The following is a 26,342-nucleotide window of genomic DNA, read 5'->3' as shown; positions in this document are numbered from 1 at the left end:
CTTATAATTGACGATTTTTTGATTGATCTGTCCTTGGAAAAGTTCTATTCATGTACAGGAAGCCGTCGGCTTTTTTTATGGAATAGAACAGAGGATACTTGCATGAAGAGACAAAAACGGGATCGCTTAGATCGTGCCTTTTCCAAAGGATTCCAGGCTGGTATTGGGGGTCGCTCCAAGGAACTTTGTCCGTATTCGAATCTTGATTCCCGGTCGCAGTGGCTTGGAGGCTGGCGCGAAGGAGTTGATGGTCGCTTAAATGGTCTACTCAACAAATAAGCCTTTTGCCCTCAGATGAGGGCATTTTTATAGGCAGGAAGCGCAATTTACGGTTAAAAACTAGAGGTATCAGTGAATACGCCGACTTTCAGTTCTGTGGCGGCATAGATTTCACGGCCGTCCACCGAAAGTGTGGCGTCGGCAATACCCATTACCAACTTGCGGTTAATGGTGCGTTTTAGGTGCAGATGATAGGTAACCTTTTTGGCAGTTGGCAGGATCTGTCCGGTGAATTTCACTTCACCAACGCCTAACGCTCGTCCCTTACCTTTAGCCCCTTGCCACGCCAAGAAAAAGCCAACCAATTGCCACATAGCATCCAGTCCCAGGCAACCTGGCATCACAGGATCATCAACAAAATGGCAGCCAAAGAACCATAAGTCAGGATTGATATCCAGTTCCGCGATAATCTCCCCTTTGCCATAACGACCGCCATCATCGTTGATGGTGACAACCCGGTCGACCATCAGCATATTGTTAACGGGTAGGCGAGGGGCATCTTTGCCAAAGATTTCACCGTAACCACAGGATACGAGTTGTTCTTTACTGAAACTGTTTGATTTTGTCATTTGTGTAACCACATCTCATACAAGTGCAGCAAGATTAGCGAACAGGTGTAAGCTAAACAACTCCGATCAGCATTTAATTCCGCATAAATGCGAACTTGCTTAGTAAACGCATGATAATGCCCGGTGGCTCATCGGTATTTCCTGCTAAGCGATCAAGTCGTTGTTGTACCATGCCATAAAGTGTGTCGAACGGAAAATCGCCGTCTTTATCCGCATCTCCTGCCACCTTATTCATCAATAATGTCACCGCTTCATCAACATGGCTGATTTCATAGAGATGGAATTTTCCGGCGACCACGGCCTCAATAATCTCTTGGGGAAGATTTAGTTGTTGCACATTAGAACGCGGCATGATGACGCCTTGTTTACCAGTCAGCCCCCGGCGGGCGCAAAGATTGAAAAAACCTTCGATTTTTTCATTAACACCGCCAATCGCTTGGACGTTACCAAATTGATCGAGTGCGCCAGTGACCGCCAACCCCTGAGCAATAGGTTGCTCCGCAATCGCTGAGATCAGGCTGCAATATTCCGCCAGCGATGCACTATCGCCGTCAATTTCCTGATAGGACTGTTCAAATACGATATTGGCATTTAGGTGCAGTGGTTCATCGCGACCAAATACCCGATACAAGCAACCTGACAGGATCATCATTCCTTTCGCATGGATATTGCCACCAAGTTCAGATTTACGCTCGATATCAGCAACTTCTCCATCGCCGTAATGTACAGAGGCGGTGATGCGGGCAGGTTCGCCATAGCAATAGTCTCCAGAATCAATCACGGTCAGACCATTGATTTGACCGATCATTTCACCATCGGTGGGGAGATAGATAAATTTGTCATCTACGTTTTGCACCGACACTATTTCCTGACTATTGTGGCGTAACTTGCGGTGCTGCAGTGCTTGATGGATGCTGCTACCGTCTATCTCATTGCTTCCAGCATAATGAGCCGCTTCTGTCAGTAGTTGACATAGATCGTTAGATGCTAGAGACAGACGCTGTTGATGCTCGGTCTGCTTGCTGGCATAGGTCAATAATGGCAGCAAACTATCCTGCGTTAATGACAACTCGGCCAATGCCGCCACTTGCTGCAACCATTTCAAGTAGTCTTGCTGTAACACCTGTTGTCTGTCGACTTCGAATGCAACTTCGCCATACAGCGCGACATTATCGGCAAAGTAGCGTTCAGTGCTCACCAGTTCGCCATAGTAGGCAGCAGAACCCACCAGCACAACTTTCGCTTTCAGCGGTTGCCATTTGCCCTGATGAAAGAATCCTCGCTGTTCCAGACTATCCAACAGCAGTTCCCACAAGTTATCGCGTTTAAGTAGCGATTCAATACAGATATACAGTATCTGATGTTTCGTCAGCTCACCTTCATGTTTACTTTGACCAAACAATTGATGGCGCAGTATGCGGCCATGCAGATAGTGGCTTGGCAAAGCGGCTTGTGCGGTTAACGCTTGCAGTAATCCTCGGCGGTGGATCCCTGGGAAGTCCGCCAGATACATGGCGTGATGGTGTTTACCCAGAAGCAGGGCAAAAGCATCAAGCACTCGTTGTTGCTGTAGCAACAGATCCTGAAGATGACTGTTCGGGGGAAGTGTTGGGATTTCAAACACGGGAGCCAAATTGCTGGCACTGATCAAACTTGGATTCATTGTTGTCGGACTTCGGTTGCCGCACGGAAAATTAGTGGCAAAGATTTTATCACATTGTGAATTCCGGCAGCAGCGTTAATGCAGTAATGAAGGTGAATTGCCTATTGAAAAGGCTGATTTAATGACAACTGCACAGCTTTTGAGCGGCAAAACATAATATTTAAAAATAAAGGTTTACAAGCTGAAATGGAGCTTATAATATTTGCGCCGTTCGGAGGGGTGGCAGAGTGGTTTAATGCACCGGTCTTGAAAACCGGCGTGGGTTTACCCCCACCCAGGGTTCAAATCCCTGCTCCTCCGCCAAATTCTGAAAGCCCGTTGCGTTTGCAGCGGGCTTTTCTTTTTCATTTCGTGCTCAATTCCCCGATTTAATTTTTATTATTGTTTTATCCTTAGCTGAGGATTTGTTTTAAACAATGTGGAACGTTGATTACATACCATTAACTTTCGTTATTAATCATAAAGTTAACTTTAACTTTCTTTAATTTCGAAGATAGGCTAAATTAATCTGGACAGTGCTCAGTTGGGCCTTCCCCGCAGCCAAGAATAACAAGGTGGGTTAACGTTGATTTCAGTGTATTTGGTAGATGATCACGAGTTGGTCAGAACCGGGATCCGCAGAATTTTGGAGGACGAGAAAGGGATTCGAGTGATCGGCGAAGCCAATGATGGTGAAAGCGCCGTTCAGTGGTGTCGTCAGAATGAAGCAGATGTCATTCTGATGGACATGAATATGCCAGGTATCGGTGGGCTGGAAGCCACCAAAAAAATTCTGAGGTATCAGCCGCAGGCACGCATCATCGTGCTGACCATCCATACAGAAGATCCTTTCCCAACCAAGGTGATGCAGGCGGGGGCTTGTGGTTATCTCACCAAGAGCGCCCGACCACCTGAAATGTTGCAGGCCATTCGCCAGGTGGCGATGGGACAACGTTACTTATCACCAGAAATTGCCCAGCAGATGGCGTTGAGTCAGTTTAGTCAGACTGATGAAAACCCGTTTAAGTCATTATCTGAACGTGAACTGCAGATCATGATGATGATCACCAATGGTGAAAAGGTGAATGATATTTCCGAACAGTTGAATCTTAGCCCCAAAACCGTTAATTCATACCGTTATCGCCTATTTGCCAAACTGGGAATTAGTGGTGATGTCGAGCTGACCAAACTGGCCATTCGCTATAAGATGCTTGATGCAGGACAGTTTTAACTCTGTCATTTAATTGCTTTCCATTATGATGGCTCGTCTGGGGATCACCCGGGAGCCATAGGCTTTTCAATTAGCCAATACGTTACTGTTATTGAGTCGATTTATGACGCCGTCATTTAATGCCAAAACCTTCTTGAAAAATCTGACATCATCACCAGGCGTGTATCGCATGTATGATGCTGTCGGCAAGGTGATTTATGTTGGTAAGGCCAAAGATCTCAAAAAACGCGTATCATCGTATTTCCGTAAGAACCTACCTAATGTTAAAACTCAGGCGTTGGTATCGCATATTGCCAATATTGATGTCACGCTGACGCACAGTGAAACCGAAGCACTGATCCTGGAAAATGATTACATCAAGCGCTATCTGCCACGTTATAACGTGCTGCTGCGAGATGATAAGTCCTATCCTTATATTTTTTTGAGTCAGCATCGGCATCCGCGACTGGCATATCATCGCGGACCGCAACGGGAAAAAGGTCAATATTTTGGGCCGTATCCCAATGGCGGTGCCGTCCGAGAAAGTCTGCATTTAATGCAAAAGCTGTTTCCAATACGTCAGTGTGATGACCTTTACTACAAAGCACGTTCGCGGCCTTGTTTGCAATATCAGCTCAAGCGCTGTAGTGCGCCTTGCGTTGGTCTGGTTGCTGATGCTGATTATCAGGAGCAGGTAAAACTGGCGACCTTGTTTCTCAAGGGTAAAGACCAACAGGTGATTGCCAGTTTGGTGGCAAAAATGGAACACGCGGCGGAACAACAGCAATATGAAGTGGCTGCACAGTTGCGCGATCAGATTATGGCTCTGCGACGTGTGGCCGAACAGCAACAGGTATCGTCTACCTCTGGCAACATGGATGTGATAGGGGTGCATTACGGCTCTGGCATTGCCTGTTTTCATCTGTTGTTTATCCGCGAAGGTAAAATATTTGGTAGTCGCAGCTACTACCCTGAGGTGCCTGTTGCCACGGAACTGGCTGAAGTGCTGCGAGCCTTTATGTTGCAGTTTTATCTTAATACTGATGTTCATCGGGCCTTACCGCAGGAAATTCTCATCAGCGAGCACTATGAGGAACTGGAAGAACTGACAACGGTGCTTTTTGAAGCGTTAGGGAAGAAAGTTGCGGTGAAGACTAATGTCCGAGGTGATCGCGCGGGCTACCTGCGATTGGCGCAAACTAATGCCAGCAATGCCGTCAACACCCGCTTGTCGCATCGAAATACAGTAGAACAGCGTTTCTTGCTGCTGGAGGAAACCCTGGAACTATCGCAGCCGGTAGCGCGTATGGAGTGTTTTGATATTAGCCATACCATGGGTGAAAGTACGGTGGCTTCCTGTGTGGTCTTTAATCGTGAAGGGCCGCAGAAATCTGAATATCGTCACTACAATATCAAGGGGATTACCCCCGGGGACGACTATGCTGCGATGAAACAAGCGCTGGAGCGTCGGTTCGATAAGATCACCGCCGACGCTAAGATCCCCAATATTGTGTTTATTGATGGTGGCCTGGGCCAACTGCGAATGGCCCAAGAGGTGGTCAATCGTAAGTTTAGTGGCCTGGATAATGCGCCTCTCTTAATCGGTGTTGCCAAGGGCGAGAGTCGCAAACCTGGATTGGAAACGTTAATTTTTGGTGATTCAGAGGAAAGTTTCAGTTTGCCTGACGACTCTGAAGCGTTACACCTAATCCAGCATATTCGCGATGAATCACACCGTTTTGCGATTACCGGACATCGCAATCGGCGCCAGAAAACCCGTAATACCTCCACTCTGGAATCTATACCTGGGGTCGGCCCGAAGCGGCGTAAGGCATTGTTGCAATATCTTGGCGGATTGCAGGAAGTGAAGGGCGCAAGTGTCAGTGAATTGGCAAAGGTGCCAGGGATCAGTCCAGAAATGGCGCAAACAATTCACGACGCATTGCGGGGTTAAACAAAATAGGGCAAGATTGTCGGTGCAGACAATAACGTGGTTTTATCATGCCTTTCAATCTCCCTATCGCCTTGACCTGGTTCAGGTTGTTCCTGTTACCAGTGTTTGTGTTGGTGTTTTATCTGCCATATCACTGGACCCATTTTCTTGCGGCATTTGTGTTCTGGCTGGCAGCCATTACTGATGCCCTTGACGGTTACGCAGCCCGGAAGTTACAGCAATCCACCCGATTTGGGGCGTTTCTTGACCCAGTCGCCGATAAACTGATGGTCACCACCGCCTTAGTGCTACTAGTGGAACAGTACAATACTGCGTGGCTAACCTTACCGGCGTTATTCATGATTGGTCGGGAGATCGTTATTTCGGCGCTACGTGAGTGGATGGCGGAAATTGGCAAACGCGGCATCGTGGCGGTGTCATGGGTTGGCAAATATAAAACTGCGGCGCAGATGGTGGCGATTATTGGCTTGATATGGCAAACCGGGCCGATCATGGTGATGATTGCCTATGTGCTGCTGTATATCGCGGCTTTGCTGACTTTCTGGTCAATGATGAGTTACATTAAGGCTGCCTGGAAAGATTTAACAGCTGGCTGATGTGAGCTGTCACACGAAACTGAGCAAACGAGACTAATTAGTGCTCAGACAAGCGGTTATCAATGATTTCAGCGTTGACAGTCAAAGGTAAACCGGTAGAATGCCAAGCCGTAAAAGCGCAAGGCTTTTACAGTGCANCTTGCCAAGGTATAGGTCACCGGTTCGAACCCGGTATGTCGCTCCAAAAAAGGCGCGATGGCAGAGTGGTCATGCAGCGGATTGCAAATCCGTGGACCTCGGTTCGACTCCGGGTCGCGCCTCCATTTCTTGATAAAGTTTTTAGCAATTTCATTTTTCCTCTAAATCACCTCAACTAGTTTTGATGTTATTTGTCTGACACCACACATTTTTTCACGACTTTGCCATACTTTAGCAATGTTGGAGGAGAGGTTATGGCAGACTTTCGGTTGTTGCTGGTGTTACTTTGCGGTTTGTTAGTATCGGTTTCCCATGCTGCTGAGCCTGATGATGACACCGCATGGAAAACATTAACCGAGCAGTTGCAAATGTTGGCATTGTTGCCAGAGCAGGAGCAACTGCGCGTTGCCATGCAGTCGCTGGCCGATGGGCAATCCTATTCCTTAGATAAGCAACAAACGGTAGAGCAAGAACTCGCCCATTTCTGGCAACAGCAAGGGGTAGTGTTGCCTTTTAGCGCTTTACCGAAAGATGCGACGGCATTGCAACGAGCGCTTGCACTAGAGCCACAGCGGCCAGAGTACCAACCAACGGTTAACCGTATTCAATACTTGCTTTGGCTACAACAGCAGCCGTGGCCGGAAATTCGTCCCGGTGGCTGGTTACGCCCAGGCGACAACCATGCTGCCATCCCCCAAATCACACAACGATTATTGTGGCTAGGCGATTTGTCGCACTATCCCGACAACGGTTATGACTATACTGACGCGCTAGCCACCGCCGTGCGCCATTTTCAGGGGCGGCACGGATTAAAACAGGACGCTGTTATCGGTTCTCAAACCCTGCATTGGTTGAATATTGCACCCAAGCAAAGAGCTATATGGTTGGCACAGTCGTTTGTTGCTGAAACCCGTTATCGTGAGCAGTTGCCAGCCAGTTACATCTTAGTAAATGTCCCGGCATATGAGCTGCAATTGGTTGATGCGGGTACGCCAGTGCTGCAATCTAGGGTTGTGGTGGGATTGCCTGACCGGCAGACGCCATTGTTGCAAAGTCGTATCTCCAGCGTGGTACTTAATCCCGGCTGGCATGTGCCGCGCAGTATTTTACGCAAGGATCTGCTACCCCATATTCGTAAAGACGGCAATTATCTTAAGCAGAAGGATTTCCGGGTATTTGACTATCAGGGCCATCAGATTGAGCAAACACCAGAGCAATGGCAGCAATTGGCATACGGCCGTTTCCCATACCGTGTGGTGCAGCAGCCGGGTGTCCATAGCGCGTTAGGGCGATTTAAATTTCATTTCGATAACAGCTTCGATGTTTATCTGCATGATACCCCTGAGAAACAGTTGTTTAATCGGGCCGATAGGGCCTTATCATCGGGATGTGTCAGGGTTGAAAAGGCTGATGAATTAGCGCAATGGCTGGGGCAGCATTGGGTACGTGATCCCCGCAAATGGCACGATATGCAGCAAGATTTCCAAACTACACAGTGGTTTGCGCTAACACAGCCGCTACCCGTTTACATCGTTTACTGGAACGCCTGGGTTGACGGGCAGGGGACGGCACAGTTTCGAGATGACGTTTACCACAAATTTTCTACAGTTGTAGACTTAAGATAACTATTTGCCATCGGGTGAAAAATAGTCTACTGCCGACACTTTTTGTACGAAATATGCACAGATTCACGGAATCAGAGGTTGACCTGTTATCTGAAAGCGGTTAATTTTTGGACGTTTATCGTGAGTCATTGTGAGAAAGGTGGTTAATTTGTCAGTCGTATGTCCTGCCCGCAGGCAGTTGTTGAAAGGCCTCGGGGGCGTGGCGTTAATGTCTCTTCTTCCCGCAAAAGCCATGGCGAGTCGTTCTACTAAGGGTAGCCGGGCGCTCAGTTTTTATAATATTCACACCGGGGAACGTCAGGATGGCGTCTATTGGCTAGACGGGCAGTATCTTGGCGATACATTGTCTTCTTTTAATCACTTGCTAAGAGATCATCGGCAAAATCTGGAAGCGCCGATGGATAAGCGGCTGTTTGACTATCTGTACCAACTGCAGCAGCAACTTGGTACCACTGAAGAAGTGCATGTGATCTCCGGTTATCGTTCTCCTAAAACTAATGCTATGTTGCGATCTCATAGTAGTGGCGTTGCAAAAAAAAGTTTTCACATGTCAGGTATGGCCATGGATATTGCTATCCCCGGTATGAAACTGAGCCATGTGCGCGAAGCGGCGCTAAGTCTGAAACTCGGTGGCGTTGGTTATTATCCTAAATCCGGATTTGTCCACATAGATTGTGGCCCTGTACGCCATTGGTAGCTGCGTATTAACAACGCTTTAGCGCTTGTCGCTGATTATTGGCTGTGGTAATATCCGCCCGCTTTATACGAGGTCGCCGTTGGTCGAAAATGGCGACCAGTTATTTTTATAATCAGAGAGTAATTGTTATGTCTTACACAATTCCAGCCGCTACCCGCACAGAGATTGGGAAAGGTTCGAGCCGCCGCCTGCGCCGTGAGGGTAAAGTTCCAGGCGTTATCTATGGTACCGGTAAAGAGCCAGTATCTATCGTTTTTGATCACAAAGACATCATCAACGTGCAGACTAACGACGATTTCTATACCAGCGAGCTGACAATTGTCCTCGATGGCAAAGAAGTGAAAGTCCGCGCTCAGGCGATGCAACGTCACGTGTTCAAGCCAATCATCGAACATGTTGACTTTGTTTACGCTTAATTCGCGACACTTCTGAAAAAGCGCCCTTGGGCGCTTTTTTTGTGGGTAAACATCACTGCCGTTACAGATCAAAACTGTAATAGATGTCGAGCGATTGTCCTACAGTGCTAGTGACGGACTCCAGATAGAGTTTTGATAAAAGATAGTAGCGCACTGTCATCTCATAACCGGGGTTGAATACACCAACGCCGTATTTGAGCATCAAATCCTTGCCCAGATAACCACTGATCGCGACTTTGCCATCGTCATTGGTGTCGAGTTGCACGTTGGAAAATCCAAATTTTTCCACGAGCCCGGCGGCGGTATTACCAATATTGCTCAACGCTTGACCACCGCCAGTGACCTGCCCACTTAGGGCCATCGCCGCCCCCAGCATTAGCGAGTTATTTTGGCTGGAGTCATAGCCTTTGCCCTGAACAATATAGGATAAGATTTCAGCCTGCTCCTTTGCAGGGTTGGAAAATAGCGTTACTACTGGTTTTTGCGGTGTGCCGGTGACCCGTACTCCAGCAACAACATCGTCATCTTTTATCTCGCGGATCGCCTCAACATTGAGATTGGGTACTTGTGGTGGCCCGGCAAATTGCAACTCACCCGTGGTAATGGATAATGTTTGCCCCATAAACCGGTAACTGCCGTCCAACACTCGAATATTACCAAAAAGCTGTACCGGCTTATTTGCTTGCTGTTGTAGTCGCAGGGTGCCGCTGAGCATGCCTTTTAAGCCATAGCCGTCTATGGCTACTTTATTGCCAACATTGAGCCCAATATCGGCACTGATTGCCATGGGCGCCGCGCGCGCCTGTATTTGCGCCACGGAATCGTCAAACACCACGTCCTGTGATACGCCGACACCGCCATCGGGTAATTGCATGATGCTGATATTGCCGGACGGAATATCGACAGAACCTTTGACATCTAGACGTTTGGGGGCAAAGTGCAACTGTAGATTTGGCGACACTTTGAGAATAGCCAATGGCGGTTGGATCAACGTCAGCGCCTTGCCATTGAGTGCCAGATCGCCTTCAAACTGGCCGTCAGTCCAACGAATATCACCCTGCATTTCGCCGTTGCCATCGCCCATTTTCCAGTTACCCTGCAAGGTGGCATGTTGCCCCGCAAATGCTAGCTGTAGCTGAAGTTGCTCAATCTTTGTTGGGTTGGTTGTGCTGACTAATTCACCGTCTTTTAATTGCAGTTGGCCACTGAACTGTGGATCTTGTAGGCTGCCTGCAATGGCGATATCAGCGTTAACTAGCCCCTGCAGTGTTTGCAACTGTGGCACCAGCCGCTGCAATGGTTTGAGATTGATTTGCTGCATTTTGATTGAACCCTGCAGCGGATGCGTGGGTGAGACCCCAATATTTAGCTGGCTGTGTAACTGCAGAATGTCGCCGGCGGTAAATTCTACTTGGGTCGTCAAGGACTGTTGATCCAGTTTTGCCTTGATAAAACCCCCATCAAAATCGATGGGTGCCGGTGAGTCACGCCCTTCCGGGAAGCTGATGCGTCCCGGTGCAATGTTAAACTGTAATTGTGCTGTGGGTTTCATTTTGGGTGACCAGCTTACGCTGGCATCCATATCGGCCTTGCCTTGCCAGAGCACGCCTTCAGGCAGCAGGTTTGTTAAGAGCTCTCCTGGTTCTCCGGTATAATGCAGCGTTGCCACACCTTTATCGGCAATCGTCACTGGTTGCTGCAGACATAGCAGATTACGATCGGTCTGCAAGCATAATGGTGCCACTTGCCCCTGCTGTTTTTGCAAATCCCAACGGAAACTTGCCGGATGTTGCAGTTGCCAGCGACCGATATTCGTATTTAATTGCAGTTGTTCTAGCTGAGCGCTCACGAGCTTTTTTTGTTGATCATAGCGATTGTTAAGCGTGAGACTGATGCTCTGAGGCCCCTGACTGCTGAGGGTGAGCTGCTGCTGGTTGAGATCGCCATTGGCAACCAATGTCAGACTATCCAGTTGCTGGTGACTGAGCGTGAGCGCATGAGCCTGCAACTGCAGCGAGAAGGCATGTTGGTCCAGCGGCGTATAACGGCCATTAACTTGGGCGTTTTGCAATTCGTAGTCTTTAAAGCTGAGCTGTGCGGCACTACCGTCAAGGAGCAACTGCGGATGTGACTCATCACCCCGTACCGTGATATCAGCATTGATACTGCCGTGGGCTTGCGGATAGAACATGGCTAACTCTGGTACTGTCAGCTTGCCGTTAAGATCCCATTTCTCGCCAGCATTACCGTCTAGCGATAAGGCGGCGTTAAAGGCGGTCAGTTGTAGTCCTTTGCTGTGCAGATGCCAGCGTTGATCCACATCGGCACTCCCGGTCAGTGCAAAGGGCGTTTTCGCCGCCGAACCTTGCAGATCCGCTGCGGCTATTGCAACCTGCCACTGTTTATCCGCTACATGTCCGTGAGTGTTAAACGAGCCGCTGATGCTGCTTTCGGGAATAGTGACATCATCAGTAGTTAAGGCAATCTTAGCTGCATTCAGTTCTTCGACTCCCACCTTCGCTCGCCACTTAATGCCGTTAGCGTAATCCAGTGAACCTTGCAGTGTCAGTTGACCAGCAGCAGACCAGGCTTTAAAGGCGGCGATGTCTAGCTGCTGCGGCTTATGCGAAACATCGGCGGTTATGTCAATTTGTGATAACCAAGGCGTGTCAAAGTTACCGCTGATAGTTGCCGTCTGTTGCTGCAACGAACCTTTACTGTGCAGTGTTAGTCCTGCCACAGCATATTGCGGTTCAGTCAACGGCCAGTGTAGTTTGCCGTGCTCTACGGTTATGTCATAAGGTAGGGCGGCGTTGGTCAGGTCGATATGACCATTAATGGTGGCCTGTTGTTCACCATTTAACTGCAACTCCGCCTGCAGATGCCGGAAATCACCCGTTAAAGCGGCCGTCAGTTGTTGCGACTGTAGACCTGGAAGTTGCGGGAGCTGCTGGATCTGCAACTGTGCGTGGAGTGTCAGCGGATAGCGTCCTGCTAGTGTGATGTCCCCGTTAAACTGCCCATCACCATAGTCATGACTGAGCTGTAGGTGTTGCAGTGCCAGGTGCTGGCCGTAAAAACTGCCCTGTAAATCCAGCCGGGAAAATTTATCCTGACGCTCACCCATTATCAGCGTTGAGTCAGTCAGTAGCGCCGATTGAATATTAAGGGGAAATGGCATGGTGACTTCAGGTAGCTGTGCCAGTGGCCACGATGGGTCACTGTTGGTGTCTTTGGCAGCACTAGGGATAATGACTTGAATGCCCTGCGTTTGTAGAGACTCAACTAGCAGTCCACTTTTTTGCCAGGTAGCGGCTAATGTAAGTTCGCTGCCGCTGAAGTGCATATCGTTCACTTGCACTTGGACCTGCGCTAATCTGGCGGCTCTTAACTGGATACCAAAGGGAAGTTGCAGTTGGTTGTTGGTCGTGGTGGTTGAAGCCGCTGTGGCATCCGCTAATTGTGCCGTGATAACAGATACAGTCGCCCCGTCCATCTGCAACTCGTCTACACACAGTTGGGCCTGCAGCAAACAGGCGGGTCGCCATTGCAGTAACAGATGTCCACTGTGCACACTAATACCAGGCATCTGCCAGGCGGCTTGTTGCAGTTCGAGTTTATCGTTGAGCGTGCCACTTTGATAACTGAGTTGCAGATCCGGCACCAGCCAATCTGCCAACTTGATGGCTAAATGGCTACCTGGTCCGGTTCCTACTAGCAATGCTAAGAGCAGCAGTAGACATGTTGGCAGATATACCAACAGCCGCAATAGCCAGTTGATGGTGCGGCGCAAGGGCGTTGCTGCCTGACGTCCCTGTGCTGGGGGAACATTCGGCATTTCATGTTCAGCCGTCATAGTTCTGTTCCCATTGTCAGGTGAATGCGCCAGGGTTGGTAATCAATATCGGGATCGTGTACGCCAAAGCCGATATCCAGCTTGATGGGGCCCAGCGGTGATATCCAATGGACACCACCACCTACAGCAACTATGGGTGCCATCTGACCGTTATCATAAGCGTTACCCGCATCAACAAAGGTGGCCAGCCGCCAATGAGGTGTTAGGTAATATTGATATTCCAAGCTGCCAACAGCGAGATAACGTCCACCGATGACTTCCCGAGATAATACCCCGTCGCTATTGGTATATTCGCGATAAGGGCCCAGCTCTTGGTAACTATAGCCACGGATACTCTGGTCTCCCCCCGCAAAATAGCGCAGTGACGGTGGCACAATAGCCAGATCATTATTCGTGACTACATTCATCCCTAAATCCAATCTGGCCACAAAACGATGTTTGTCAAAAAAAGTATCAATCCACTTAAAACGCGCTTCAAATTTGCTGAGTCTGGCATCGGAGCCAAGTGCTGGGTCGGCATATTCAACGCTGTATAGCTGCCGGAAACCCGATTTAGGGTCAAGACTGGCATCACCGCGCACTGTTTTGCTGATACTGGCACCCAATAGCAGAAATTGTGGGTCATAAGTGACATCCGATTGGGTGTATTCTTCGCGTAGCATGTCCAGCGAATAATTGAACAGCCAGCCGTGACCTAAGCGTTTATTGCGGCCGATGCCGATCAGTCGCTTGCGAGATTCCAACTGTCCGGTGTTATTGAACTCTTGAGTTGCATTGTCATACTGCTGAGTGACGCCATATTTATCCCACAACAATCCAAACCGCAGTTTTAGTTGATCATCCAGCGGATGACTTAGCGGTATGGTGTAAGTGAACATGACTTTTGGCCGATCGGGTGACCATTCAATACTGGTTTCCTGAAAATGGCCATAACGGTTAATTTGCGGCGTGCGCCAGATAAGCTTAACTCTGGGGTCGATTTCGCTATCAGAACTGTTGCCAATATCGGCACCTAACCCCACTTGAAACGAATGATCAGGCTTTGGCGATAACTCCACTTTCACCGGCACTTGGTCATTACTGAGTTTATCCAACTGTGGCAATACCTTGATGCTAGCGAAATAACCGGTATCCACCAGTTCCTGATTGAGTGCAGACAGTCTCCGAGTGCTATAGGTGGCGTTGGCATCAAAGGAGATCAGTTTGTCGAGAAACCCGGGCTTTAACGTATGCCCTTCAAAACTGACCTTACCGAAATGGTAACGTTTGCCAGAATCAAAGCGCAGATTGATTTTGGCCAGATCCAGATCGCGGTTGATACGGATCTCCGCTAAGGTGTAATGCCCGTCAAAATAACCGCGGGATAATGCCAGCGTTGCTAGCTGTCCCTTGACGGATTCATAGTCACCATGGTTTAGCGGGTCGCCGGGTTTTATCTTCACTTGATCCAGCCAGCGGTTAACTACTGTGTCGCTGCGAATTTCGCCATCCAGCACTATGTCCACCCATTGAATACGGGTGACATCACCGGGCGTGATGGTCAAGGTGAGTTGCCAAGGGCCATCTTCTTTCTGTTCCAATTGTTGTTGTAGCTTGCCGTGGTAATACCCCAACGACTGCAAGGCATCCTGCACGCCATTGCTGACATCAAATAACCAAGCGCGTCTTTGCGTGTCATTTTCAGGCATGGGGCCCAGATGTGCCAGAACATTGCGCTTTAGCGCGCCTTCTACGCCATTGATCTGCAATTTTAACAATGGTTTATCCGCAGCCAGCAAAGGCCACGATATCAGCAGCATGGTCATGGTTATTAACCATACAAAAGGGGTAACAAGGTATCTGGTGAACAAAAATCCAACCCGGCATTGCAACATTCCTGAAGGATATTGTTACCTTTGCATTATCCGCAAGCAAGCCGTGGATTGTTTTTCCTAAGTAAAACCGCTACAAAGGGGACAGCTTGTTAACACGGAAACAAAATAATGAAAACCAAAATAAAAAAACTATGGATGGCGCTGACCCTGCTGGCGACTCCTTCTCTGCCATCATGGGCGGCAGAACCGCCTTATGCCATTGTGATTCACGGCGGTGCTGGGACGATTTCTAAGGCCAATCTTACGGACGAACAACTGAAACAATATCGCGCCAAACTCACCGAAGCGGTCAATGCTGGCTATAAAATTCTTGATGATGGGGGCAGCAGTATCGATGCGGTCCAAGCCGCCATTAACGTACTGGAAGACAGCCCGCTATTTAATGCCGGACGTGGCGCGGTTTACACTTGGGACGGTAAGCATGAGATGGACGCCTCGATTATGGACGGCAGTACCATGAATGCAGGCGCCGTTGCCGGTGTCAGCCATATTGAACATCCTATCGATTTAGCGCGTGCCGTGATGGAAAAATCAGAGCACGTGATGCTTGCAGGGGCTGGGGCTGAGGAGTTTGCCTTGACTCAGGGCTTTAAATTGGTGCCTGCCAATACGTTTGATACCGAGCATCGCTACCAGCAGTTACAGGATGCCAAGGCCAAGATAGCCGCGGCAGAAAAGAAAGACTACCAAGCTAAAGTCAATCCTCTGGATCTAGACTACAAATTTGGTACGGTGGGGGCCGTGGCTCTGGATAAACAGGGCAATCTAGCGGCCGCCACCTCTACCGGTGGCATGACCGCCAAGCGTTTTGGGCGCATTGGCGACTCTCCCATTATTGGTGCCGGAACCTATGCCGAAAATGGTGTCTGTGCCGTGTCAGCAACCGGTTGGGGAGAATATTTTATTCGTTACCACGTGACCGGTGATATCTGTGCTCGCGTGAAATATCTGCATAAATCGATTATAGAGGCCGCTGATGAAGTGATTAACCAGCGGTTAATCGGTGCCGGCGGCACTGGTGGCGTCATCGCTATTGACCAGCGTGGCAACATTGCCACTCCGTTCAATACTGAAGGTATGTACCGTGCCAGCCGCAAAAATGGTGAAGATCCGCTGGTGATGATTTGGCGTGATCAGTAAAAACTAATTAAGACAATCGACTTATCGCATTTTCCCCAAGTGCTGAATCACAACTACACTTAACCAGTGAACTTTCAACCTTGGGGAAAGGTAATGGATATTAAAGTCAGCGATCATATGGATCGTAAGCCGGTGTTATTGTCGCCGGAGATGACCATAGCTGAAGCCGTGGAACAACTGTTGAATCAACATAAAGCCGGTGCACCTGTGGTCAATGTAACTGGGCAATTGGTGGGCTTTTTATCACAGCAGGATTGCATGGCCGCAATGCTGAAAAGCAGCTATTACTGTGATTTGGCGGATCTGGTTAAAGACCGCATGCGTACTGAGGTATTGTGGGTTAATCCCGACCACAGTGTGTTATTACTGGCGGAACAGATGCTGGGGCAAAAACCCAAAATCTATCCAGTGGTGGAACATGGCCGGGTGGTTGGGGTCATTGATCGTTTCAATGTATTGTCGGCTATCCGCAGTTACACCGAGCATTGTTATAAAACCCCCGCCTGATTGTCGATAAAGCCAGCAATCACCTTACGATATTTACAAACCATATCCAAAACGGCGTATCCTTGTTAGGACCGCCGTTTTCTTTTTATTGGATATTATTGTTTTGAATCGCAAGTTGTCCCCACTTTCCCGAGAATATCTGGCGCAGTGCTTTCAGGCAGATGCTGGAGTTATTCGTCGTGCGCTGGCTAAATTGCAACATCAGCAAGATGCAACGGCTAAAGCTGCCAAACTGGCTGAATTAACCGAACAGGCACAGGCGGCGTATGAGCGGGTACAGCAGCGACTGCATAATCGTCCAAAAATTCATTACCCAGAAGAGTTGCCGGTATCGCAAAAACGCGATGAAATTGCCGCGGCCATCACTCAACACCAGGTCGTGATTGTTGCTGGGGAAACCGGTTCTGGTAAAACCACGCAGTTGCCCAAAATCTGCTTGGAACTGGGGTTCGGCAGCCGCGGCATCATAGGTCACACCCAGCCTAGACGACTGGCGGCTCGTAGCGTAGCGTCAAGAGTTGCAGAAGAGTTGCAGACCGAGTTAGGACAGGCGGTCGGCTTCAAAGTGCGTTTTGCCGATGCGATTTCCAGCGATTCTTATATCAAACTGATGACCGATGGTATTCTGCTGGCGGAACTGGCATCAGACAAGTGGCTGTCGCAATATGATTGTTTGATTATCGATGAGGCCCACGAGCGCAGTCTCAACATCGATTTCATTCTTGGCTATATGAAACAGATCTTGCCTAAAAGGCCGGATCTTAAGCTGATTATCACTTCTGCCACCATCGATGTGGAACGTTTCTCGCGTCACTTTAATCATGCACCGGTGGTGGAAGTCAGTGGCCGCACCTATCCCGTAGAAACCCGTTACCGGCCGCTGTTACGCGATGAAGATGAAGATCTTGACTTGATCGAAGGAATTTTTCACGCAGTTGATGAGCTGGTAGCAGAAGGTCCCGGCGATATTCTGATTTTTCTGAATGGTGAACGGGAAATCCGTGATGTGGCGGAGCAACTGAATAAGCGTAATTTGCGGGATACTGAAATTCTGCCATTGTATGCGCGCCTGTCTTATGGTGAGCAATCCAAGGTATTTAAGTCTCATATTGGCCGTCGCATCGTACTCGCCACTAATGTGGCTGAAACCTCATTGACGGTTCCCGGCATCCGCTATGTTATCGACCCAGGAACCGCCAGGATCAGTCGCTACAGTTATCGCACTAAAGTACAGCGGTTGCCGATAGAACCCATTTCACAGGCCAGTGCCAATCAGCGACAGGGCCGTTGTGGCCGTGTTGGCCCAGGGATCTGTATCCGGTTGTACGCGCAGGATGACTTTAATAACCGCCCGCGGTTTACCGATCCGGAAATTCTGCGAACCAATCTGGCGTCAGTAATCTTACAGATGTTAGCTATTGGCCTGGGGGACATTGGTGGTTTTCCTTTTATTCAACCGCCGGATGAACGCAATATCCGTGATGGTTTTCTGTTGCTAGAAGAGTTACAGGCAGTAGAGCGCCATAAAGGGCAACTGCGGTTGACCCGATTAGGGCAGGAACTGGCGAAAATTCCGGTAGATCCGCGTTTGGCGCGCATGGTGCTGGAAGCCAACAAACTCGGCTGCTTGCAGGAAGTAATGGTGATTGTCGCCGCGCTGTCAATTCAGGACCCGCGCGAGCGGCCCATGGATAAAAAACAGGCGGCAGACGAAGCCCATAACCGCTTTGCGGATAAGTCATCGGACTTTGTCGCGCTGCTTAATTTGTGGAACTACCTCAAACAGCAACAACAGCAGTTGTCTGGTAATCAGTTCCGCAAACAGATGAAGGACGAATATCTGTCTTATTTACGGATCCGCGAGTGGCAGGATCTGTATGCGCAACTGCGCCAGAGCGTGCATGATTTGAAATGGCGTTTAAACAGTGAACCCACGAGTTATGACCCACTGCATCAGGCATTGCTGTCTGGGCTTTTGAGTCATATCGGCTTCAAAGATCAGAATAATGAATATCAGGGCACCCGTAACCGCAAGTTTTATATTTTCCCCGGCTCGCCCTTAGCCAAAAAAGGCCCCAAATGGGCGATGGCCGCTGAACTCACTGAAACTTCACGCTTGTTCGCCCGTAATTGTGCGGCTATTGAACCGGAATGGCTGGAAACATTAGCGGCTCATCTCATTAAAAAGCATTATGTAGAACCGCATTTCGAGGCTAAACAAGGTTCGGTCATCGCCCTAGAAAATCAGGTGCTGTACGGCTTGACGGTGGTCAACCGCCGTAAGGTGCAGTTTGGCCCAGTCCAACCGGTAGAAGCGCGGCAGATTTTTATCCGTAGCGGGCTGGCAGAAGGGCAGCTGAAGCTGTCGGATACATTCTATAAACAGAATTTGGCACTGCTTGAAGAAGTCGAGTCGCTGGAACATAAATCGCGGCGGCGCGATATTCTGGTCGATGAAGATACCTTATTTGCCTTTTACGATGCGCGTATTCCTGAGGGGATTTTCAATCTGCCACTGTTTAACAAATGGTGGCGTCAGCAGCAACGGCAAACGCCAGAGTTACTCAATTTCAGCCGTGAATTGCTAATGCAGCGTGATGATACCCATGTCTCGGCACTGGACTTCCCCGATAACTGGCAGCAGGAAAAACTCACCTTGCCACTGAGTTATCGTTTTGAACCTGGCGAAGAAGACGATGGCGTGTCGCTGCATATTCCGGTGGCGTTGCTTAATCAAATAGAAGACAAAGACTTTGAATGGCAAGTACCTGGATTACGCGAAGAAAAATGTATCGCATTGATAAAGTCACTGCCTAAACCACTGCGGCGCAACTTTGTCCCGGCACCGGATTATGCCCGTGCCTGTGTGCAAGCCATGCAACCGCTGCAACAGCCGTTACTCGATAGTTTATGTCGGCAGTTGCTGCGTATGAGCGGTACTAAAGTGTCGCCAGAAGATTTTGATGTAACTGTGGTGCCACCGCACCTGCTGATCAACTTCAAAATTGAGAATGACCAAGGCCAATTGATTGCTCAAGGACGTAACCTAGATGAGCTGAAAGCAGCGTTGCAAGGGCAGGTGAAACAGGCTATTCGCCAAGTGGCCGATAAAGGCATAGAACAGACAGCCCTGACGGAGTGGAGTTTTGGTGAGCTACCCAAGGAATATCAACGGCGTCGCGGTAGTTATGAGGTGAAAGCGTTTCCGGCGCTGGTGGATGAAGGTGATAATGTTGCCATCAAACTTTTTGATGATGAACAACAGGCGCAATCTTTACATCGCCAAGGCGTGCGTAAACTGCTGCTGATCAATATTCCGTCGCCGGTAAAGCATCTGCAGCAGGCGTTGCCCAATAAAGCCAAGCTGGCAATGTACTTTAACCCGTTTGGTCAGGTGCAATTACTGATTGATGATATCATCCATGCAGCAGTGCAGCAGATCCTTGATGAACAGGCGTTGGATGTCCGTTCACCGGCAGCGTTTGAACAAGCCAGAGATATAGTTCGGCAAGAGCTCAACAGTACGGCTGAAGCCATTGCGCTCAAGGTGGAAGAAATTCTCACGACCCATCAACGTATCCGCAAACGCCTCAAAGGTAAAATCAGCCTGAATATTGCTTTTGCTATGAGTGATATTCAAAGCCAATTAGACCAACTGGTGTTTAAAGGTTTTGTGGAAGCAACAGGCTGGCAACGGCTAAGTGATGTGATCCGCTATCTGAAGGCGATTGAAATCCGGCTGGATAAATTGCCGGTGGACCCAAACCGTGACAAACTGCATCTGCTCAGTATTCATAACGCCACTGCCGAATATCAAGCAACGCTGGCAAAATTGCCCAAATCACAGGCGGTGCCACCAGCGTTGGCAGAAGTACGTTGGATGCTGGAAGAGTATCGGGTGAGTTGTTTCGCGCAAACGCTTGGCACTGCTTATGCCATATCGGAAAAACGCATTCTTAATCAATTAAAATCAGTGTAATCCCGTGACGCATCGGTTGTGTCTGCAGCACAACGACATCGCCATCGCTCTAGTCGGGAGCTATTTTTGACCGTTGCTGCAAAAAATCACTACGGGCAATGACTCGAAGCGATGGCAATATTTAGGGCTGCTACGCTGCTGCTAGGGACGTTGCAACACCGGCACGTTGACCGATTCTTGGTGAATTAATTAGCGCTTGTGGCAACCTAGCGTGACTTGAGTCGAGCATTTGCATTTTAGTATTTCAACTAAATCGATTCTTCTACTTTAATAAGCCCGCACCAATCATTTTGCCATGTGTTGGCCTGTGCTTACGAAAGCAGGGTTCGACTGGGATGTTGTGCAGTTATTTAAACATCTCAGTTAGGACTCGAATCTATGTCGTACCGAATGATCGTCGACACTAATCGTTGTGTCGGTTGCCACGCATGTTCTGTGGCGTGTAAGCAAGAGTTTCAAGCCCCGCTCGGCCATTTTCGTCAGATGACCATTTATCGTGACGTTGGCAGTTTCCCCCAGGTTAAGCGTGAATTTCTGCCAATTTCCTGCCGTCATTGTGAACACCCAGATTGCATGGTGGCGTGCAAAAACCAGGCAATTCACAAAGTGGACGGTACCGTTCAGGTGGATGAAAGCCGCTGTAATGGCTGTGGTGATTGTATTAGCGCTTGCTCCATTGGGGCCGTGTACGTGAATCCCTACACCCAGAAAGCCGAAAAATGCACCTTGTGTTTGCACCGTCTCAAGGTGGGTTTGCAACCCGCGTGTGTTTCCACTTGTGTGGCAGACGCCATCAGCATCATCACCGACAATGCGCCTATTCCTAGTAATGCCGTAGGCATTAAAAACCGCGCCTCCGATACCCCTCGCAGTCGTCATATTGGCGTGTCGCAAGCGATGCTCGACAAACTGCAGGAAGGTAAACCGTTTGATCCACATCTGTATGAAATCGACCAATGGGGCGGGGTGTAATTATGGAACGTCGTGAGTTTATTAAGAAATTTGCTGCCACTGTTGCGGCGATGCAACTGGGCGATGTGATTTCACTAATACCCAATGCCGTTGCCGCCGAAGTACCAACGGCGGCGCTGAGTCGCCTTCGTTTGGCAGACAGTATTGCTGATGTGCTGCGCGTCCCAAGTGTATGCCTTAACTGCTCTAATGTTTGTGGGATGAATGTGTTGGTCAAAGATGGGCAAATTCTTGGGGTCGAAGGCAGCAAAACGGATCCGAACCCACAAGGCAAACTGTGTGCTAAAGCCCACGGCGGGGTGTCAGCCGTAAACTACCCTGAACGTATTGTCTATCCATTGAAACGGGTAGGGGAGCGTGGTTCAGGTTTGTGGCAGCGTATCACTATGGAAGAAGCCTATGAGATGATCGCCGAGCGCATCAAACCGGCGATTGCCGCAGGTCATCCTGAGCGCGTCGTGTTCCATGGTGGTCGTAATAAAATTGGTGATATTGTCGGCCGCTTTATGAATGCGGTGGGTTCGCCAGTTGTGCTGAACCACCGTGCGCTGTGTTCTGCTAACAAGCGTGCCGCGAACCTGACCTCCATTGGTGATAAAGATTGGGAAACGGTTGACGCCGAACGTTGCCGTTATTTCTTAAACTTCGGTTCTAATTTCTTAGAAGCGCACCAAGGCGGCTTCCCGTTAATGCGCCGTTACGTCAAGGCGAAAGCTGCTGGTGCTAAGATGGTGACCTTCGACGTAAGACTGTCTAACACCGCGGGGCGTAGCGATGAATGGCATGCGCCATTCCCTGCCTCAGAAGGTGCGGTAGCGTTGGCAATGGCACATGTTATCGTGAATGAAAATCGCTATGACGCTGAATTTGTTAATGCGTGGATGAATGTTTCGCTGGCGGAGATCAAAACCTTCTTAGCACCCTATACCCCAAAATTTGCTGAAGAGGCTTCAGGTATCGCCGCAAGTGATATCGCCCGTATTGCCCGCGAGTTTGCAACGGCGGCCCCCGCGTGTGTTGCCTTTACCAACCGCGGTACTCAAGGGCATCAAAACGGCTTTAACAATGAGCGAGCCGTAGTATTACTCAATGCGCTGGTGGGCAGTGTTGGTGCCGAAGGTGGTTACGCTTACGGCGGTTCGCAAAGCATTAAAGGCAGTAACTTCCCCGAGCCAGCACCTATCCCGCCGAAGCCGAAGTTCAGCACCGATCTGGAAGATCCCAAACAATATCCACTTTCCAACCACTGGGCCAAAATGAAGGTGAGCGAGCTGGTATTTGACAAGCTGCTCAAGGGCGAACATCAGGTGGATGTTTATCTGTCGTACACCATTGCGGCCCCACAAAACTGGCCTGAAGGCCCGCAAGTGACCGTGGCAGCATTGAAAGATGAGCAGAAGATTAAGTTCCACGCCTGCTCTGATGTTGTCTACTCCGAAATGGCGCATTACGCAGATTTAATTTTGCCTGATGCCACCTATTTTGAGCGTTACACCATTGATGCGCGCAACGCTTATGAGCTGCAGCCCTACATGGTGCTGCGTCAGCCTGCAGTCGAACCGCCTTTTGACTGTGAAAACTTTGCCGATAGTTTGATTAATATTGCCAAGCGTTTAGGCCCAGATATCGCTAAATATTTCGACTTTGATTCCTATGCTGAGTTTGTTGCATATCGTTTGAATTCATTGCCAAAACGTGATGGTTTGAACGGTTTTGACTACATGAAAAAACATGGCGCTTGGGTATGGGAGAAGCCCAAAAACTACCGCCCGTTTGCTAAAACGTTGAGCGCGGAACAATTGCTAGGCACCACTGTTGAAAACGGCGTGATCTACCAAGAAGTTAAAGGTAAAAAGCAGGCCATTGGCGTGATGCAAAACGGCGTTGCCAAACGTGGCTTCCAAACGCCTTCTCGCAAGTTTGAATTGCATTCACCCTATGTTGAGCAGATGGCGCAACAATTGGGCATTAAAGATGATGGTTGGCCACACTTCGCCTTTCCTGAATCCATGACCCAACGTAAGCCTCATCAGTTGGTGTTGACCACCTTTAAGTGGAACGTCCACACCCAAGGCCGCACGGCACCGCAAAAATATCTGACGGAAATTGTGCACGACAATCCAGCATGGATAAATCGCCAAACCGCCAAACGTCTTGGGGTTAAAAGTGGTGACTTTGTTGAAGTGACCTCTTACCGCCCAGTGTCAGACTACCAAGTGCATAATCCCAGTGAAGTAGTCGGCAAAATCAAAGTAAAAGTGGTGGTGACTGAAGGTATCCATCCAGATGTGATTGCCATTAGCAACTCTATGGGCATGAACTACGGCGGTCGTATCGCCGAAGGCCGCAACGGTAAAGCAGCTGAACTGCCAGCTTTTGCCCAAGCGGAAGATGCCGATATGGTCAATCACATTTGGTGGGATAAACGCCGTGGCGGAGCTGGTAACGGTTTTAACCCCAATAGTTTAATTCCCATTAATCCCTCGCCGCTAGTGGGCAACCAATCCTGGAACGACACCATTTGTGACGTAGTAAAGGTGTAATGATACGCTGACATCGTTTAAAGGGAGCGATTGCTCCCTTTTGACAGCAAAATGATGGTGAAACACCGAACTGGCTTAACTGAGTTAGCAAGTTGTCGGCGGCGCTGCAATAAACGGACTTTCTAGCCTAGAAATTTTCATCCATATATCTCAAATGTTGCAATGTCTTGCGATGCCTAAAGTGGACAGGCATACAGTCATATTCAAATGATGGCGGAATTGAACAATTTTCATCCTACCTTCGTGCGCGTTTTCACACTTTAGTCCAAATAAATAGGATTAAAATCAGTTACCTATAAATTTCACGGATTAGATAATAGGTTTGGGAAACGCGCATGCGCGTTTTCCCAGATGGTATATTTAACAGAATGCTGATAAGTTCTTTGCATACAGATAGTTAACTGTGCGCGTTTTCACTGGTCCAACGAGGTAAACGCGCATGCGCACTAATAAGCTGTTATGTTTCTAGGAGAGTTTGTTGATGCATCAAATATATGAATCATTCTTACGAGATTTAGAAACTCACCAGAAAAATTCAGAAAAGACTGAAATCGAGCAATATCATGTGGATTGCTGGGCTACATGTAAAACTATAGAAACGGCACTAAAAAAGCTGGAAATAGCAGAAGAATGCGTAAAGCAATCTTACCGGTTTTGTCCCAACGAGCATGAAATCGCAGAGTACATAGAATTCCATATTGAGAACTATCTAATTCGAAGCCGTTCGGTTTATGACCGAGTGCTAATTTTTACAAATTACTTGTGCGATATTCAAATGGCCAAAGAATCAGTTAATCATTTATCGATCACTACGAATCGAAAGGTAGAAAAGTTAGGATTAAAAAATTCTTTGAAGAAAATTAACAAAGCGTGTGAAGTGTATCGGGTCGAAAGAAATGGTGTTGTCCATCATGACAAATATTCTAACCCTGAACTAGAGTGGGTGGATACTGCTAGGAAAGCTAAATTAATTCTGAATGGTGAAATTGAAAAGATCGGCATATCTGAAGAGCAAATATTGCAAAAAACAGCTGTTGTTATTGCAAGGCATCTGGATGAGTTCGCTAAGAGTACACAGCGTATTAAAGAATCAGTGAGCAACTTTTTGGACATGGCATTGCCAACATATGAAATTCATGCCAAAAAAACCATACAAGGCGCTGCTACGGAAAATTTACTCGCTAGCGCTCCTAAATTTCCGCAGAGCGCGGCGTTATGTTTCATAAGGCATGCCAATGAGTGATATCTTCAAAAAAAGGTTTTGCGAACTCCACCAGCAAATGGAAGATCTTCTTGATTCAAAGGAATCAAAATACAGTGGATTCCTTGAAAAGAATCAGATTGAGATTGAAGGAAACTCTCTGCTCGAGTGGAAAGTGAAGGCTCGTAGCTTATTGAATAAGGCGTGTGGGGAGAACTCTGAACATTATAAAGAGTTTCTAAAAAATGAAGAAACAGGGCTGTATGGAACTCATCTAGCTACTCTTGAGCGTTTAAAAGCTATATTTCTCGCCGCAAGGGAAGATTATGAGGGAGGCTACCTTAGAGAAACCCGCTCATTAATTCAGGCAGAAGTATTCGACTCAGAGCTAGAGCAAGCCATGGCTCTTCACGAAGCAGGTTACATATCTCCTGCGGCAATTGTTGCTGGAGTAGTTCTCGAAACATCACTAAGAGAACTTTGTGATCGAGAAGGGATACCCCATGGTAAATTGGACAAAATGAACTCGGACCTTGCGAAGGCAGGAATTTATAATAAATTACAACAGAAAAGAATTACCGCATTAGCTGATATAAGAAACTCCGCCGCACATGGTAAATCATCCGAATTCTCCGACCAAGATGTAGTGGATATGGTTAGGGATGTCGAAAGATTTATTGCAGGACACTTATAAAATGAAATGAAACATAACCAGTCGCTCCACCCGACCAAAAAACGCGATGCGGCTTTCGTCGAGTGAGCTAAATAACTGTTCCAAATAGTAGATCACAGGAAGGGAACTCAGTCCTGTTTGAGCGATCAGATCTATCGCCAAACAAACCCACCACTCGCCGAGGACTGAGAATGGCCATCTTAGCACCACTATGCCGCGCTGAGCGCAAGCGCATGCAAAAATTGATTCAAAAAACCAACGATAAGCACTTTGCCAGGCGTCTTATTGCGATGTTGATGTTGCATCAAGGGCTGCCGGTTACCCAAGTTCAGCACATCACCGGTGCAGCCCGCTCCAGCATCGGCCGATGGTTGGGCTGGTACACCCAATGTGGCATTGATGGACTGAAATCAGAGAAACCGGGGCGGCCAACCGTCTTGCCTATTAACCCGATATTGCTCTGTCTGTCAC

At 48.5% G+C, this 26,342-nt stretch carries 19 protein-coding genes and 2 tRNA genes; 17 read left to right on the top strand and 4 right to left on the bottom strand.

What is annotated here, in order from left to right; all coding sequences use genetic code 11:
- Window positions 1–102 precede the first annotated feature (102 nt).
- Window positions 103–279 carry a ribosome modulation factor gene (rmf, locus tag IE064_RS00105; protein WP_133038781.1) on the top strand — a complete coding sequence of 59 codons (177 nt, stop codon included), beginning with the start codon at window positions 103–105 and terminating at the stop codon, window positions 277–279.
- Window positions 280–332: 53 nt separating this feature from the next.
- Here the strand turns inward: rmf and fabA are convergent, their stop codons facing one another.
- Window positions 333–848: a bifunctional 3-hydroxydecanoyl-ACP dehydratase/trans-2-decenoyl-ACP isomerase gene (gene fabA / locus IE064_RS00100; RefSeq protein WP_133038782.1), complete on the bottom strand. Its 516-nt coding sequence runs from the start codon at window positions 846–848 to the stop codon at window positions 333–335.
- Window positions 849–921: 73 nt separating this feature from the next.
- Window positions 922–2,511, bottom strand: a complete 1,590-nt coding sequence (locus IE064_RS00095) for a Lon-insertion domain-containing protein (protein WP_189615335.1) — start codon at window positions 2,509–2,511, stop codon at window positions 922–924.
- Between the two features lie 213 nt (window positions 2,512–2,724).
- Between IE064_RS00095 and IE064_RS00090 the strand changes: the two genes are divergently transcribed.
- From IE064_RS00090 to rplY, 8 genes are all read left to right on the top strand, one after another.
- Window positions 2,725–2,814: transfer RNA gene (locus tag IE064_RS00090), tRNA-Ser, on the top strand.
- Between the two features lie 262 nt (window positions 2,815–3,076).
- Window positions 3,077–3,721 carry a UvrY/SirA/GacA family response regulator transcription factor gene (gene uvrY, locus IE064_RS00085; protein WP_133038784.1) on the top strand — a complete coding sequence of 215 codons (645 nt, stop codon included), beginning with the start codon at window positions 3,077–3,079 and terminating at the stop codon, window positions 3,719–3,721.
- A gap of 103 nt (window positions 3,722–3,824) precedes the next feature.
- Window positions 3,825–5,654 (top strand): excinuclease ABC subunit UvrC, encoded by a 1,830-nt coding sequence (gene uvrC / locus IE064_RS00080; protein WP_189615332.1) that lies wholly within the window; start codon window positions 3,825–3,827, stop codon window positions 5,652–5,654.
- A 47-nt stretch (window positions 5,655–5,701) separates the two neighbouring features.
- A complete protein-coding gene (gene pgsA / locus IE064_RS00075; RefSeq protein ID WP_133038786.1) occupies window positions 5,702–6,250 on the top strand; it encodes a CDP-diacylglycerol--glycerol-3-phosphate 3-phosphatidyltransferase in 549 nt (182 codons plus the stop codon).
- A 189-nt stretch (window positions 6,251–6,439) separates the two neighbouring features.
- Window positions 6,440–6,513, top strand: a tRNA-Cys gene (locus tag IE064_RS00070).
- Between the two features lie 129 nt (window positions 6,514–6,642).
- Window positions 6,643–8,013: a L,D-transpeptidase family protein gene (locus tag IE064_RS00065; protein ID WP_189615330.1), complete on the top strand. Its 1,371-nt coding sequence runs from the start codon at window positions 6,643–6,645 to the stop codon at window positions 8,011–8,013.
- Between the two features lie 148 nt (window positions 8,014–8,161).
- A complete protein-coding gene (gene mepK / locus IE064_RS00060) occupies window positions 8,162–8,710 on the top strand; it encodes a peptidoglycan L,D-endopeptidase MepK (RefSeq protein ID WP_189615328.1) in 549 nt (182 codons plus the stop codon).
- 128 nt (window positions 8,711–8,838) lie between these two features.
- Window positions 8,839–9,126 (top strand): 50S ribosomal protein L25, encoded by a 288-nt coding sequence (gene rplY, locus IE064_RS00055; RefSeq protein WP_133038789.1) that lies wholly within the window; start codon window positions 8,839–8,841, stop codon window positions 9,124–9,126.
- 61 nt (window positions 9,127–9,187) lie between these two features.
- On the opposite strand, the gene tamB is transcribed toward rplY, so the two are convergent.
- The gene (gene tamB, locus IE064_RS00050) at window positions 9,188–12,982 is read right to left on the bottom strand and encodes an autotransporter assembly complex protein TamB (RefSeq protein WP_189615326.1); all 3,795 of its coding nucleotides are present in this window, start codon (window positions 12,980–12,982) and stop codon (window positions 9,188–9,190) included.
- The gene (locus IE064_RS00045; RefSeq protein WP_229799814.1) at window positions 12,979–14,787 is read right to left on the bottom strand and encodes an autotransporter assembly complex protein TamA; all 1,809 of its coding nucleotides are present in this window, start codon (window positions 14,785–14,787) and stop codon (window positions 12,979–12,981) included. Before IE064_RS00045 ends, tamB begins: the two co-directional genes overlap by 4 nt.
- Window positions 14,788–14,991: 204 nt before the next feature.
- Between IE064_RS00045 and IE064_RS00040 the strand changes: the two genes are divergently transcribed.
- The 8 genes from IE064_RS00040 to IE064_RS00005 all read left to right on the top strand — a co-directional run.
- A complete protein-coding gene (locus IE064_RS00040) occupies window positions 14,992–15,996 on the top strand; it encodes an isoaspartyl peptidase/L-asparaginase family protein (protein WP_373295241.1) in 1,005 nt (334 codons plus the stop codon).
- A 93-nt stretch (window positions 15,997–16,089) separates the two neighbouring features.
- Window positions 16,090–16,503, top strand: coding sequence for a CBS domain-containing protein (locus tag IE064_RS00035; protein ID WP_133038793.1), 414 nt, complete (start codon window positions 16,090–16,092; stop codon window positions 16,501–16,503).
- Between the two features lie 97 nt (window positions 16,504–16,600).
- On the top strand, window positions 16,601–20,482 hold the full coding sequence (gene hrpA, locus IE064_RS00030; RefSeq protein WP_189615968.1) for an ATP-dependent RNA helicase HrpA: 3,882 nt from the start codon (window positions 16,601–16,603) through the stop codon (window positions 20,480–20,482).
- A gap of 378 nt (window positions 20,483–20,860) precedes the next feature.
- A complete protein-coding gene (locus IE064_RS00025; RefSeq protein ID WP_189615321.1) occupies window positions 20,861–21,454 on the top strand; it encodes a 4Fe-4S dicluster domain-containing protein in 594 nt (197 codons plus the stop codon).
- A gap of 2 nt (window positions 21,455–21,456) precedes the next feature.
- Window positions 21,457–23,997: a molybdopterin-containing oxidoreductase family protein gene (locus IE064_RS00020; RefSeq protein WP_189615319.1), complete on the top strand. Its 2,541-nt coding sequence runs from the start codon at window positions 21,457–21,459 to the stop codon at window positions 23,995–23,997.
- A 481-nt stretch (window positions 23,998–24,478) separates the two neighbouring features.
- On the top strand, window positions 24,479–25,240 hold the full coding sequence (locus IE064_RS00015; protein WP_229799813.1) for a Cthe_2314 family HEPN domain-containing protein: 762 nt from the start codon (window positions 24,479–24,481) through the stop codon (window positions 25,238–25,240).
- Window positions 25,233–25,892 carry a DUF4145 domain-containing protein gene (locus tag IE064_RS00010; RefSeq protein ID WP_189615315.1) on the top strand — a complete coding sequence of 220 codons (660 nt, stop codon included), beginning with the start codon at window positions 25,233–25,235 and terminating at the stop codon, window positions 25,890–25,892. The genes IE064_RS00015 and IE064_RS00010 overlap by 8 nt, the downstream gene beginning before the upstream one ends.
- A gap of 170 nt (window positions 25,893–26,062) precedes the next feature.
- The coding region (locus tag IE064_RS00005) for a helix-turn-helix domain-containing protein (RefSeq protein WP_189615313.1) at window positions 26,063–26,342 on the top strand (280 nt) is incomplete at its 3' end.

It is taken from the genome of Shewanella fodinae, from assembly GCF_014651955.1.
Classification (GTDB): Bacteria; Pseudomonadota; Gammaproteobacteria; order Enterobacterales; family Shewanellaceae; genus Shewanella; species Shewanella fodinae.
Note: the sequence above shows the minus strand (reverse complement) of the source record. Positions and strands in the feature narration are given on the sequence as shown.

Excerpts from the sequence above, each read along its gene's own strand:
- IE064_RS00045 (WP_229799814.1), bottom strand. The coding sequence starts at position 14,787 with ATGACCATGCTGCTGATATCGTGGCCTTTGCTGGCTGCGGATAAACCA.
- IE064_RS00020 (WP_189615319.1), top strand. The coding sequence starts at position 21,457 with ATGGAACGTCGTGAGTTTATTAAGAAATTTGCTGCCACTGTTGCGGCG.
- rplY (WP_133038789.1), top strand. The coding sequence starts at position 8,839 with ATGTCTTACACAATTCCAGCCGCTACCCGCACAGAGATTGGGAAAGGT.
- IE064_RS00035 (WP_133038793.1), top strand. The coding sequence starts at position 16,090 with ATGGATATTAAAGTCAGCGATCATATGGATCGTAAGCCGGTGTTATTG.
- rmf (WP_133038781.1), top strand. The coding sequence starts at position 103 with ATGAAGAGACAAAAACGGGATCGCTTAGATCGTGCCTTTTCCAAAGGA.
- IE064_RS00095 (WP_189615335.1), bottom strand. The coding sequence starts at position 2,511 with ATGAATCCAAGTTTGATCAGTGCCAGCAATTTGGCTCCCGTGTTTGAA.
- fabA (WP_133038782.1), bottom strand. The coding sequence starts at position 848 with ATGACAAAATCAAACAGTTTCAGTAAAGAACAACTCGTATCCTGTGGT.
- IE064_RS00065 (WP_189615330.1), top strand. The coding sequence starts at position 6,643 with ATGGCAGACTTTCGGTTGTTGCTGGTGTTACTTTGCGGTTTGTTAGTA.
- IE064_RS00015 (WP_229799813.1), top strand. The coding sequence starts at position 24,479 with ATGCATCAAATATATGAATCATTCTTACGAGATTTAGAAACTCACCAG.
- uvrC (WP_189615332.1), top strand. The coding sequence starts at position 3,825 with ATGACGCCGTCATTTAATGCCAAAACCTTCTTGAAAAATCTGACATCA.
- IE064_RS00025 (WP_189615321.1), top strand. The coding sequence starts at position 20,861 with ATGTCGTACCGAATGATCGTCGACACTAATCGTTGTGTCGGTTGCCAC.
- tamB (WP_189615326.1), bottom strand. The coding sequence starts at position 12,982 with ATGACGGCTGAACATGAAATGCCGAATGTTCCCCCAGCACAGGGACGT.
- IE064_RS00040 (WP_373295241.1), top strand. The coding sequence starts at position 14,992 with ATGGCGCTGACCCTGCTGGCGACTCCTTCTCTGCCATCATGGGCGGCA.
- pgsA (WP_133038786.1), top strand. The coding sequence starts at position 5,702 with ATGCCTTTCAATCTCCCTATCGCCTTGACCTGGTTCAGGTTGTTCCTG.
- IE064_RS00010 (WP_189615315.1), top strand. The coding sequence starts at position 25,233 with ATGAGTGATATCTTCAAAAAAAGGTTTTGCGAACTCCACCAGCAAATG.